This is a genomic window from Streptomyces sp. NPDC020845 (assembly GCF_044334165.1).
In the GTDB taxonomy this organism is placed as follows: Bacteria; Actinomycetota; Actinomycetes; order Streptomycetales; family Streptomycetaceae; genus Streptomyces.
Genome location: NZ_JBIRSJ010000026.1, coordinates 23,100 through 35,272, shown reverse-complemented (window position 1 = coordinate 35,272; position 12,173 = coordinate 23,100). Strand labels below are relative to the sequence as shown.

The window sequence follows — 12,173 nt, the reverse complement described above, 5'->3', positions numbered from 1 at the left end:
AGGCCTGAAGGGTGTCTTTATTGCCGTATGGTCGTTGACCTGGGGCTTTGTGATCGTCCACGTATGGGCATGATCAGGTGATTGTGAGTCTGTGACTGTGCCCGACCCTGGTGGTCATTGGTTTATGGGCGTGTCGGTGTGTTGCGTGCAAGATGATCGTGGGTGCGGCCGGTTCCTGTCTGTCTCCGGTCGTGGGGGGTGGGTCGGGGTGTCGATGGAGCCGCAGTCGTGGCCGGAGCCGGCGGTGGAGGTCGCGCGGGCGGTGCGGGCGAAGTACAGCAAGCGTGAGGTGCCGCTGCCGGTTGCGGTGCGTGATCGGTTTGGTGAGTTGTTCGCCGATGCGGAGTTCGCTTGTGCGTTCCGGGTGACGGGGCCGCGTGCGTGGTCGCCGGGGCGGCTGGCGTTGGTGACGGTGTTCCAGATGGCGGAGAACTTGACCGACCGCCAGGCGGCGGAGGCTGTGAGAGACCGTTTGTCCTGGGCCTATGCGCTGGGCCTGGGCCTTGAGGATGGAGGGTTCGATCACACTGTGCTGTCCGAGTTCCGCTCTCGGGTGGTCGCCCACCACCTGGAGGAGAAGGTACTCGACCTTCTGCTGGCCAGGCTGAAGGACATGGGTCTGGTCCAGGCCGGAGGCAAGCAGCGTACCGATTCCACCGCGGTGATCAGTGCGGTGCGGGATCTGAACCGGCTGGAACTGGTGGGCGAGTCGGTCCGCGCGCTGGTGGAGGCGCTGTCGGTGGCGGCACCCGACTGGCTGGCCCAGGTCATCGACGTGCCGGGGTGGTCGCGCCGCTACGGACGCCGGATCGACTCGTGGAAGATGCCCACGTCCAAGACCAGGCAGGATGCTCTCTCGCTGGACTATGCCCGTGACGGCTTCGCGTTGCTGAAAGCGGTCTGGGCACCGGGCCAGCCCGGCTGGCTGCGCGAGGTGCCCGCTGCGGAGGTCCTGCGGTGTGTGCTGCTGCAGAACTACACCCGCACCACCGCACGGAACGGACGGGAGGTGGTGGTGCGGCGGAACAGGACCGATGAGGGCGGTGACGGTCTGCCGCCTGGCAGTATCCGCCTGACCTCGCCCTATGACACCGACGCCCGCTGGGCCGCCAAACGCGACACCTTCTGGAACGGTTCAAGGTCCACATCAGCGAGACCTGCGCCACCCAGGCCGACGACGCCGCCCGCACCACACCGACAGCCACGCCCCAAACTCAGGCGACACACAGTCCCAGACACGACCGGGCGCCCAAGCGCCCCAACCTGATCACCAACATCGCCACCACCGCCTCACCCCTGCCCGACAGCAAAGCCCTGGAATGCATCCACCAATCCCAGCAGCGCCGTGGCCTGCTCCCGAACGAGCACTACCTCGACTCCGGCTACCCCAGCGCCGAACTGATCACCGGTTCCGCGGCCCGCTACGGCATCGCGCTGATTACCCCCGTCCTGCTGGACACCTCCCGTCAGGCCAAAGCCCAAGCGGGCTTCGCCGCAACCGACTTCACTATCGACTGGCAGGCCCAGCAGGCCACCTGCCCCGCCGGACACACCAGCGCCACCTGGAATCCGGTCGTGAGCGAAGGCATCCCCAAGACAGTCGTCACCTTCGCCGCCCTCGACTGCATCCCCTGCCCCTTCAAGCGCCAATGCACCACCGCGAAGAAGAACCGCCGCCAGCTCTCTCTCCAACCCCGGGAGATGACCGAAGCACTCCGGCAGGCCCGCGACCAGCAACAGACCAAGGACTGGAACACCGACTACGCCCTACGCGCCGGCGTCGAGGGAACCATCCGGCAGGCCACCGCCGTCACCGGCCTGCACCACGCCCGCTACCGCGGCCTTGCGAAAACCCACCTTGAACACGTCTACAGCGCTACCGCACTGAATCTGATCAGACTCGACGCCTGGTGGAACGGACACCCACTCGACCGCACCCGAACCACCCACCTCGCCCGACTCGAACTCAACCTCGCCGCTTGAACAACCCGAATGACCACCAGGGTCGTGCCCTTGCCGGAAATCTCATCCGTGCAGGTCACGCTGCATGTCGGTATTCGTGGAGGATGCCGCCGAGGCGATCGTGTCGGCGTATCTCGAGGCGGGCTAACGCGTCGGGATTGTCGATCGGCGGGGGCAATGGGTGCAGTGGCCTGGCGTTCGCGATGCCTTGGTGTGGTCGGTGTGGTCGGTGTCCGTTGTAGAACTGCTCGAACTCGTGCAAGGTGTGGAGTAGGTGTCGCTGGTTCCAGATCAATGTCCGGTCCAGGAGCTCGCGGCGACAGGTCTGTATCCAGCGCTCCGTGATCGAGTTCATTCGTGGCATCTGGATGCCGCTGAGGACGACGTCGATCCCCGCGTCCTTGAGGACGGCATCGAAGAGGGCGGGGAACTTCCCGTCCCGGTCCCCGATCATGAACCGTGCGCGGCGGCCGAGGTCTTCGAGGTCCATGACGAGGTTTTTCGCGGCTTGCGCTACCCAGGATGCGCTCGGATGCGCGGTGGCGCCCAGGACGCGGATCCGGCGACTGCCGTGTTCGATCACCACGAGCACGTACATCCGTACGCCCGACAGCGTGACTGTTTCCATGAAGTCACAGGCCAGCAGGGCATCAGCCTGTGCGCGAAGGAAGGTGGCCCAGGTACTGGAGGTCCGCTCGGGTGCTGGGGCGATGCCGGCCTCCTTCAAGATCTCCCAGACAGTGGACGCGCCCACCTTCACCCCCAGCACAAGCAGCTCGCCGTGCAGACGCCTGTACCCCCAGCTCGGGTTCTCCTTCGCCAGCCGCAGCACCAGGACGCGGATCGAGCGCACCGTGCGCGGCCGTCCCGGGCGCTTGGGCCTGCAGGCGGCGGCATGGCGGCGCGCGACGAGGCTGCGGTGCCAACGCAGCACCGTGTCGGGGCGTACGAGCAGCCGTAACCGTCGCAGGACGTGCAGGGGCAGCCGGTGCAGCAGCGCTGCCAGGTACGCCCGATCGCTGGGCGTGAACCGGACCTTGTCCTTGCCGAGTTGGCGTTCCAGCACGGTGATCTGGTGGCGCAGGGCGAGGATCTCCGCGTCCTTGTCCCGGTCGGTCATCGGCAGCAGGCGAAGCATCGCGAACGCGTTCGACACACCCAGGTAAGCCAGTCGCAGCAGCACGATCGATCATCATGAGGCGCTGACAGCAGCTGCGCCAGAGCGTCGGACCGAGCGACCGCGGCCAAGATTTCGGGAACCCGAAGAAGCGGTCCCCACCAGGGCGGATGAGAATTCCGGCAAGGGCACCCTTGACGTCGACTACAGTGGCTGACGCCAAGAGTTTCAAGACCACCACAGACCTCGACTTCGCCACCGGAGCCGCACTCAAGGTCACCGACCCAAACGACAAGATCACCGAAAGCGAGTACGACGCGCTCGGCCGGGTCACCAACGTATGGCTGCCGAATCATCTGAAGGTTCTGTTCAAAAACCCCAGCCTGGCTTACGCCTACCACTTCAACAGCACGTCGCTGCCCTGGATCTCCACCAGCACACTCAAGGGCGACAGCTCCGGGTACAACACCACCTACGAGATCTACGACTCGCTCCTGCGCACCCGCCAGGTCCAGTCACCCACACCGGTCGGCGGCCGGCTGATCGGCCTGACCCTGTATGACGACCGGGGACTGGCGGCCAGCTCTCAGGCGGATATCTGGGACGAGACCGCGTCCCCATCCGGCACACCGGTGCAGACCGAGGGCAGCCAGGCCCCCGTCCAGACCGACACCACCTACGACGGCGCCAGCCGGGCTATCAAGGCAGTCACCAAGAACTACGGTGTCACCCGCTGGACCACCGAGACCACATACACCGGCGACACCGTCGCCACCAGCGCCCCCGCCGGCGGCCAAGGCGTCGCCGAGGTCACCGATGTCCGCGGGCAGACCACCGAGCGCCGCGCATACGCCGGCCCCAAGCCGACCGGCACCGAATTCACCACCACCGACTTCACCTACACCCCCGGCGGCCTCCAGAAGACCATCACCGGACCGGACAAAGCCACCTGGTCCTACTCCTATGACCTGGCCGGGCGGCAGGTCCTGGCAGACGACCCGGACAAGGGCAAGGCCAAAACCTTCTACAACGTCCTCGACCAGGTCACCAGCACCACCAACGCCGAGAACCAGACCCTCGTCTACGACTACGACGAACTCGGCCGCAAGACGGGCATGTGGAATGGCACCAAGACAGATGCCAACAAGCTCACCGCCTGGACCTTCGACACCCTCGCCAAGGGACAGCAGGACACCGCCGTCCGCTATGACGGTGGCCTGGCCGGCAAGGCGTACACGCGGAAAGTGACCGCCTATAACGGCCTCTATCAGGTCATGAGCAGCGAACTCAGGCTTCCCGACGAGGACCCCCTGGTCAAAGCGGGAGTACCCAAGACCCTGGCCTTCTCCACCGGCTACCGGGTCGATGGAAGCGTCAGTCAGTCCAGCGAGCCGGCTGTTGGCGGGCTCGCCGCCGAGACCGTTGCCTACACCTACAACGCCACCGGCCAGCAGCTGACCTCCGTCGGCACCACGGGATACCTCCAAGGCGCCAGCTTCTCTCCGCAAGGTGACCTGCTGCAGCTGACCGTGGGCATGTCCGGGACCAGCTCGGCGAAGAAGGCCTACCTCAACTACGACTACGAGCCCGGCACCCGCCGCCTGACCCGCTCCTACGTCACCGACGACGTCCACGGCTACATGCCGCAGGAGCTGAAATTCACCCAGGACGACGCGGGCAACGTCACCTCCATCTTCGACAGCACGACACTCGGCGGCACCGGCAAGGCCGACTACCAATGCTTCACCTACGACGGCTACCGCCGCCTGACCGAAGCCTGGACCCCGGCCACCGCCAACTGCGCCACCACCGGCCGCACCACCGCCAACCTCGCCGGCGCCGCCCCCTACTGGACCGGCTACCACTACAACACCGCCGGCCAGCGCAGCGAACAGACCGAACACACCACAGCCGGCGACACCACCACCAAGTACACCTACGGCACCCAGACCGGCCAGCCCCACCCGCTCACCAAAACCGAAACCAACGGCGGCACACCCCGCACCTACACCTACGACAACACCGGCAACACCACCGGCCGCCCCGGCACCCAGACCACCCAGACCCTGACCTGGAACCCCGAAGGCAAGCTCGCCACCTCCACCGAACCCGCGGCCGGCAGCAAACCCGCCACCGCCACCGGCTACCTCTACGACGCCGACGGCGAACTCCTCATCCGCCGCGCCACCACCACCGACGGCGACACCGTCCTCTACCTCGGCGCCACCGAAGTACGCCTCACCGTCAAGGGCGGCACCAAAACCCTGTCCGGCACCCGCTACTACACAGCCAACGGCCAGACCATCGCCGTCCGCACCGCCAGCACCGCGACCACCGGCACCAAACTGTCCTTCCTGGCCGCCGACCACCACGGCACCTCCAGCATCGCCCTGGACGCCACCACCTACGCCATCACCAAGCGCTACACCACCCCCTTCGGCGCCCCACGCGGCGAGAAACCACAAGCCTGGCCCGACGACAAAGCCTTCCTCGGCAAACCTGCCGACACCACCACCGGCCTCACCCACATCGGCGCCCGAGAATACGACCCGAACATCGGCCGCTTCATCTCAGTCGACCCGGTCCTGGACCTGGCCGACCCCCAGCAGATCAACGGATACACCTACGCAAACAACACACCCGTCACGATGAGCGACCCCACGGGCACGTGCCCCGAAGAGGCGTGCCAGGGGAGAGGTCCATTAGGACCCAAGGGGGGCGGAAACGGCAAGGGAGGCGGCGGACACCGAGGCGGTGGGCACCCCAGCCGGGGGCACGGCGGCGCAGGCGGCGGTGGTAACGGTGGCCACAAAGGCACCGCGTCCACTTCCTCATCCACCCCGATCCCCAGGCCCAGCGCAGGACCCCCGCCGAAACCCGGTCCCTACAAGGACTCGAAGGTCAATACGGGGATGCTGGGGTTCTTCTCGGGCGTGGCGGAAATGGCTAAGGATCTCTTCGTCCCGGACCTGGGCGAGTGGGAGAAGTGCGGTGACTTTGAACTTTCGGGCTGTTTCTGGGCGGCAACCGACCTTCCCACCCCTGGTAAGGCATTCAAGGGGCTGAAGTTCTTCAAGAAGGGGCGTAAGGCGGAGAAGGAGGCTGATGACGCGGCAGACGCGGTCGAAGAAGCAGCTCGAAGATGCCACAGTTTCACCGCGGGAACAGAGGTTGAACTCGCCGATGGGGGAAATAAGCCCATCGAGGACGCCAAGGTCGGCGACGAAGTACTCGCCACCGACCCTCAAACAGGAAAAACCACCGCACGTCCCGTCGTCGCTACCATCGTTACCAAAGACGACAAAGAATTCACTGACCTCACGATCAACACGGACGCTGGCCCCGCATCCATCATCGCCACCGACACCCACCCCTTCTGGGTAACCAGTGACAACCGCTGGGCAGACGCCGGCGACCTGACCGCCGGGATGAAGCTCCGCACGAACACCGGCGCCACGGTCACCGTCACCGCCGTACGCCACTTCACCAAGCAACAACGCACCTACGACCTCACCGTCGACAGCATCCACACGTACTATGTACTCGCAGGTGAGACTCCGGTCCTCGTTCACAACAGCAACTGTGGCGGGATTGGGCGAGAGTTGCTTGGTGACGATGCCCAGCACATCCTCGACGGACATGCTTATCCGGGACTGCCTGGAAAGACAGTCTTTCCAAAGGGGTGGAGCGATGATGACATCCTGGACGCCGTGGCAGATGTCGCCACGAGCCCAAACAGTACGCGTGTCTGGAAAACCGGTTCAGCTAATTATGCTGAGAAAACTCTCCGGACGAGGAAGGGCGATCCTGCCGTTCAGGCAATCACTGGAGAGGTGCGAGGGGTAAGCATCGAGGTTCGCTATGAGCCCCTAACCGGTAGAGTTCTCACGGCTTTCCCGAAGTGAAGGAGTGTGGCATATGGAGCGGTATCAGTACGTGCGGGCTCTCGTCTCGCAACTCCTTGAGGAATCTCCTCTGACTTCGGAAGAGGTTATTGCCGACGTTCGCCACCTGATGAGCGTGGGTGAAGAGGAGTTGGCATTCGATACGATGTGCTCATGGATCTACGAGGATTCTCTTCCGATCTCCTCGGCCTACTATGAGCGCCTCGTGTCTACCGCTCAAGAATTGGGAACTCCGAAATCGGCAGATAAGCTCGATGAGCTTATCGAGGAATAGATTCTTCGAATTCCGGACGGCGCTGGTGGATCTGGCGCCTCGATGTTGAATCGGTAGCGCGGATCGGCTCCCCGAATCGCAGTTGCAAATCTGAGACCCCGTCAACATGTGCTTGGCGGGGTCTCAGCGCGTCTTGACGGCAGTAGTTGACGGCAACGTCAGCGGACGGAGGATCCGACGAGGGGTGGCTCGTCGCCGTCGTCGTGCTTGCAGGTTGTCTCGGCGGGGTTGCGGAGGGCGCGGCCGAGAAGGTCGATAGCGTCGCGTTGCAGGCGGAGTCGGACGTGGGCGTAAACGGTGGCGGTGACACCGATGTGGGCGTGGCCCAACAGCTCCTTGATCACGACCAGTTCTACTCCTTGCTCCAGGAGGAGGGTGGCCGCCGAGTGTCGGAGGTCGTGGAACCGGATGCGGCGGAGCCCGGCTCGGCGGAGCAGGGTGTTGAAGTTCCGGGTGAGGGTGGACCCTTCGATCGGTGCGCCGTCGGGACTGGTGAAGACGTAGCCGCTGTCCTTCCAGCCTGTCCTCGCTGCCTCACGTTCCTTGCGCTGTCGGTCGCGGTGCTGTGTGAGGGAGCGCAGACATGGCGTCGGCAGGGCGATGCGTCGTTCCGAGCTCTTGGTCTTGGTCGGGAGGGTGGTCAGGCCGCCGGAGTTGGTGCGTTGGAGGGTGCGTCGGATGCTGGCGGTTCCGCCGGCCAGGTCGAGGTCTTCCCAGCGCAGGCCGAGGAGTTCGTGTGCCGTTCGGAAACTCATCGCTGCAGCTCACGCCGCATATCTGTACTCGTTGATCACGCCCCCCAACACTCGGGTGCGCAGGATCCGGTGAGCGATCGGAGCAGTCATGTGCTCTCGGGCGAGCGGAGGGAGCTGACCTTGAGCCTGGTGCGGGTGATGACCGTTGTAGTGCCGGGCATAGGCGTCGAGGACCTTGCGCTTGCCGAGAATGTCATCCGTCCTGGTCGGAAGCCTGCACCCGGGCTGGCGGTGGTCGGCCTCGTCGCTCGAGTCGGCGCTCTCGCGTAGTCGGTGGTTCACGCGTCATGATGATCGACCGTGCTGCTGCGACTGGCCTACCTGGGAGTGACCAACGCGTTTGCGCTGCTGCGTCTGCTGCCGATGAGCGACCGGGACAAGGATGCGGAGATCCTGGCCCTCCGCCATCAGGTCACAGTGCTCGAGCGCCAACTCGGTGGTGATCGAGTACGGTTCACGCCGAGCGATCGGGCGTTCCTGGCGGCGCTGCTGCACCGGCTGCCGTTGCCGGTTCTGCGGCGTGTGCGGCTGCTCGTGCGTCCTGACACGGTGGTGCGCTGGCATCGCGACCTCGCCAGGCGCCGGCATGCCGCCTTATCGCGTCCCAAGCGACCCGGTCGGCCTCGTACCGTGCGCTCCGTCCGGATTCTGGTGCTGCGCCTGGCGAGAGAGAATCCGAACTGGGGCTACAGGCGTCTGCACGGCGAACTGCTTGTGCTGGGAGTGAAGGTGGCCGCGTCGACCGTCTGGAAGATCCTCAAGGAATCCGGCGTCGATCCGGCGCCCGGCCGGAGCTCCAGCACGTGGGCCAGCTTCCTGCGCTCCCAAGCCGACGCCCTCCTGGCCTGTGACTTCTTTGAGGCGGTCACCTTGTCCGGCGCGCGGATGTACGTACTCGTGGTGATCGAACACAGCAGTCGCCGCATCCGGATCCTTGGCGCCACCGCACACCCGACCGCATCCTGGGTCATACAGGCGGCGAAGAACCTGGTCATGGACCTCGAGGACGTCGGCTGCCGGGCACGATTCATGATCAGAGACAGGGACGGGAAGTTCCCTGTCCTGTTCGACGCTGTCCTCAAGGGCACGGGGATCAAGGTCGCCCTCACCGGCATTCAGATGCCGAGAATGAACTCGATCATGGAAAGGTGGGTGCAGACCTGCAGACACGAGCTCCTGGACCGGACCTTGATCTGGAACCAGCGCCACCTCCTCCACGCCCTACGGGAGTTCGAGGAGTTCTACAACTCCCATCGACCGCATCAGGGCATCGCGAACGCCCGACCGCTACACCCACTGCCCACACCAATCGACGATCCGGACAAGCTAAGCCACCTCGACATACGACGCCACGACCGCCTTGGCGGCATCCTCCACGAATACAGACATGCCGCGTGACCTGCACGGACGAGGTATTCGGCAAGCGCAAGGTTCTCCTTGGCCAGCCGCAGCACCAGCGCCTTCACCACACGTGCGGTCGGCGGTCTCCTGGGCCTGGCCCGGCGCTTGCTGTAGTCCCACTTCCGAGCGATCAGCCTGCGGTGCCATGCGAGCAGTGTCGCGGGCGTCACCGGGAACGCGTTCGCCTACCGGTACCGGGGGATCAGCGACGACAGCGCCGCGAACCACAGCCGATCCGCCGGCTCGTACCGCACAGGCCTCGTGAGCTGCCTGCGCAGCACCGCGTTCTCGTGTCGCAGCACAAGCAGTTCCGCATCCTTGGCCGCGTCCCGACGCAACAGTAACGCTGGGAACGCGAGCAGCTTCCGAGCCACCTGGTACACCAGAGAGACGATCACCCGGACAGGGTTCCAGCAGACCGTGATGGAACGCCAGACCCGCTCCGAGTAGCAGCGATGAGTTTCCGAACGGCACAAGATCCGCCGCCAACTCGACCGCGTCCACGTGGGCACCTTCACCGGCCCCACCGGCGTCTTCCGTCAGCGCACCGAACTCAGCAAACCCCAGCGCGACCTGTTCGCCAAGCGCGGCGTCACCCCACCCAAGCAGATCATCGAGCTCACCCCGCCGCCCCCCTGACCGCCTCACCCGCGCGCCTAGAGACACGCCCCACAGGCGTGCCCATACGCGTTTCCCCAGCTCAGAGCGCCTTTCAATGCTCTAACCGCCACGAATTACGCGGAACGCAGGTTGTCGGGCCGCGTTTCCGAGGGGGGCTGGCGGCCAGGGTCCCCAAGGAGGTTCGACTGCTGTCGAAGGTGAGGGACCCAGGCGGCGTGCGCGGCCTTCCGCGGCAAGTCGGGACAGACGACCAGGCGCAGCGCTCCGCGTCGGTGCGCTCCGCCGCCTCGGTGCGGGTCGTACCGCCACCGGGAGGCCCAGCCGGTCAGGCGTGCGGCGCGGCGCGCAGCGAGTCGGTGAAATCCCGGGCGCGTCTGGTGATTTCTGGCCAGTCGCCGGCGGCCACCGCGGCGGGTGGCACGACGTTGGAACCTGCGCACACCGCATGTGCTCCGGCTGTGAGAAAACCGGCGGCGTTGTCCGCGGTGATGCCGCCTGAGGCCACCAGCGGTACGTCCGGGAAGGGGCCGGCCAGGTCGCGGAAGTACTGGGGACCGACGGCGCGCGCGGGGAAGATCTTCACGGCGTCCGCGCCGAGATCGAGCGCCATCCCGACCTCAGTCGGGGTGAGGGAGCCCATGATGACCGACACGCCGGCCGCTGCCGCCGCCTTGGCGACATCTGGGCGGCAGCCGGGGGTGACCAGGTACTGGGCCCCGGCGTCAATCAGTTCCTCGGCCTGTTGGGCAGTCAGTACGGTGCCCGCACCGACGCCGTCCTGGCTGTCGGCCACCGCGCGTCTCAGGTGTGCCGCGAGGTGGGGGGTGGTGCGGGTGAACTCGATCCAGTGGATGCCGCCCGCGCGCAGAGCCGCGCACAGCGCGGCGGCGTCCGGGATGTTCGGTGCGCGGATGACGGCGATCACGCGGTCCTTGGACAGTTGGGCGAGGAAGTCGGCGGTCATGGTCGGGGGTTCTCCTTCGGTGGCCGCGGCGCGGCGGTTGTGCCTGAGGCGGCGGGTTCGCTCAGCGCGGTGCGGCGGCGGCCCAGGTGTTGTCGTTCAGGGCGAGCAGGCGGTCGGTTTCCGTGCGCGCTGGAATGGCGGGCACGTCGTCCCTGGTGCGCAGCGCGGCGGCGGCGGTCAGGTGGCCGAGGCGCAGCCGGGACCGTTCGTCGCGGCTCTCCAGTACACCGGCCAGATAACCGGCCGCGAACGCGTCGCCCGCGCCGACCGGTTCGACCACCTTGGTGGGCATTGCCGGAACGAACGTCCCGGTGTCGTCGGCGTAGGAGGTCGCCCCGTGCTCGGCGTCCTTGACGACCACGACCGGCACGGGCGCGAGCAGTTCCGCGATGTCGTCCGGGCGGGTGGTGCCCCACAGGGCCTCGGCCTCGTCTCGGCCGACGAACACCAGGTCGGCGGCGCGGGCAAGGGCCAGCAGACTCCGCGCTGCCTCCGCGGCACCGCCGCGCCAGAGCGCGGGACGGTGGTTGATGTCGAAGGAGACGATAGGTCCGCCGGTGGACCCATCGTCGCCAGGGGCCTTCTCGCCGGCGACCCGGTCGACGAGGATCGCCTCCAGCAGCCGGGCGCAGCTGTCGGAGAGTGCCGCGGCCACGCCCGAGAGGTGCACCAGGCGGGCGCGGCGCAGTGCGGGCAGCCGCGCCAGATCCGGGCCCATCCCGGTGGCGGCCGATCCGCCGCGGTAGTAATGCGTACGGGTACGGTCCGTGCCCGGGTCCTTGAAATAGATCCCGGTCGGCCGGTCCGGGTCGGTCTCGACGCCGCTCACATCGACGCCGCGCGCGGTGAGTTCGGTCAGGATACGGCGCCCGAACGGGTCGTCGCCCACGCGGCTGACCCAGGCGGCGCGGTGTCCGAGACCGGCCAGCCCGCATGCCACGTTGGACTCGGCGCCGCCGATGGCCATTCTGAGGGTGGACTGTTCGGCGAGCGGGCGGGTGTCCGACGGGCTGAGGACGGCCATCGTCTCGCCGACGCACACGACGTCGGCCGCCAGCCGCCGACTGTCAGCGGCACGGGGCGAGGTCAGCAGGGGCACGGGGATCTCCTAGCGGACGGTGGATGAGGGCGTACGTACGCGACGACGATGACGGCGGCGACGGCGGTGACGTGG

The 12,173-nt window shown here is 66.4% G+C and carries 8 protein-coding genes and 4 pseudogenes; 6 read left to right on the top strand and 6 right to left on the bottom strand.

All coding sequences use genetic code 11. The features are described from left to right. Nucleotides 1-214 precede the first annotated feature (214 nt). Both ACH4U7_RS47465 and ACH4U7_RS47460 read left to right on the top strand, forming a co-directional pair. Nucleotides 215-1,267, top strand: a complete 1,053-nt coding sequence (locus ACH4U7_RS47465; protein WP_311728294.1) for a transposase — start codon at nt 215-217, stop codon at nt 1,265-1,267. Nucleotides 1,268-1,575: 308 nt separating this feature from the next. Next, complete coding sequence (locus ACH4U7_RS47460; protein WP_358707872.1) at nt 1,576-1,983, top strand: transposase; 408 nt, start codon at nt 1,576-1,578, stop codon at nt 1,981-1,983. 55 nt (nt 1,984-2,038) lie between these two features. Here the strand turns inward: ACH4U7_RS47460 and ACH4U7_RS47455 are convergent, their stop codons facing one another. Beyond that, a complete protein-coding gene (locus ACH4U7_RS47455) occupies nt 2,039-3,145 on the bottom strand; it encodes an integrase core domain-containing protein (RefSeq protein WP_398533975.1) in 1,107 nt (368 codons plus the stop codon). A 116-nt stretch (nt 3,146-3,261) separates the two neighbouring features. Between ACH4U7_RS47455 and ACH4U7_RS47450 the strand changes: the two are divergent. Further along, nucleotides 3,262-6,984: pseudogene (locus ACH4U7_RS47450) on the top strand (polymorphic toxin-type HINT domain-containing protein); the annotation flags it as partial. A gap of 13 nt (nt 6,985-6,997) precedes the next feature. Continuing rightward, the gene (locus ACH4U7_RS47445; RefSeq protein WP_037682913.1) at nt 6,998-7,258 is read left to right on the top strand and encodes a MafI family immunity protein; all 261 of its coding nucleotides are present in this window, start codon (nt 6,998-7,000) and stop codon (nt 7,256-7,258) included. Between the two features lie 158 nt (nt 7,259-7,416). Here ACH4U7_RS47445 and ACH4U7_RS47440 read toward each other — a convergent pair. Both ACH4U7_RS47440 and ACH4U7_RS47435 read right to left on the bottom strand, forming a co-directional pair. Further along, a pseudogene (locus tag ACH4U7_RS47440) lies at nt 7,417-7,992 on the bottom strand (site-specific integrase); the annotation flags it as partial. A gap of 30 nt (nt 7,993-8,022) precedes the next feature. Continuing rightward, nucleotides 8,023-8,193 (bottom strand): annotated as a pseudogene (locus ACH4U7_RS47435) (integrase); the annotation flags it as partial. Nucleotides 8,194-8,313: 120 nt separating this feature from the next. Between ACH4U7_RS47435 and ACH4U7_RS47430 the strand changes: the two are divergent. Beyond that, nucleotides 8,314-9,411: an integrase core domain-containing protein gene (locus tag ACH4U7_RS47430; protein WP_398533974.1), complete on the top strand. Its 1,098-nt coding sequence runs from the start codon at nt 8,314-8,316 to the stop codon at nt 9,409-9,411. Nucleotides 9,412-9,443: 32 nt separating this feature from the next. Here ACH4U7_RS47430 and ACH4U7_RS47425 read toward each other — a convergent pair. Further along, nucleotides 9,444-9,812, bottom strand: a pseudogene (locus ACH4U7_RS47425) (integrase); the annotation flags it as partial. A 106-nt stretch (nt 9,813-9,918) separates the two neighbouring features. Here ACH4U7_RS47425 and ACH4U7_RS47420 point away from each other — a divergent pair. Further along, nucleotides 9,919-10,053 (top strand): hypothetical protein, encoded by a 135-nt coding sequence (locus ACH4U7_RS47420; RefSeq protein WP_358708547.1) that lies wholly within the window; start codon nt 9,919-9,921, stop codon nt 10,051-10,053. Between the two features lie 307 nt (nt 10,054-10,360). Here the strand turns inward: ACH4U7_RS47420 and ACH4U7_RS47415 are convergent, their stop codons facing one another. Both ACH4U7_RS47415 and ACH4U7_RS47410 read right to left on the bottom strand, forming a co-directional pair. Continuing rightward, nucleotides 10,361-10,999, bottom strand: coding sequence for a bifunctional 4-hydroxy-2-oxoglutarate aldolase/2-dehydro-3-deoxy-phosphogluconate aldolase (locus ACH4U7_RS47415; RefSeq protein WP_398533973.1), 639 nt, complete (start codon nt 10,997-10,999; stop codon nt 10,361-10,363). Nucleotides 11,000-11,060: 61 nt separating this feature from the next. After that, entirely contained in the window at nt 11,061-12,098 is a 1,038-nt protein-coding gene (locus tag ACH4U7_RS47410; RefSeq protein ID WP_398533972.1) for a sugar kinase, read from the bottom strand. Nucleotides 12,099-12,173 lie beyond the last annotated feature (75 nt).

What these genes read in the sequence shown, in the direction of transcription:
- ACH4U7_RS47465 (WP_311728294.1), top strand. Translation starts at nt 215, where the DNA reads ATGGAGCCGCAGTCGTGGCCGGAGCCGGCGGTGGAGGTCGCGCGGGCG.
- ACH4U7_RS47445 (WP_037682913.1), top strand. Translation starts at nt 6,998, where the DNA reads ATGGAGCGGTATCAGTACGTGCGGGCTCTCGTCTCGCAACTCCTTGAG.
- ACH4U7_RS47415 (WP_398533973.1), bottom strand. Translation starts at nt 10,999, where the DNA reads ATGACCGCCGACTTCCTCGCCCAACTGTCCAAGGACCGCGTGATCGCC.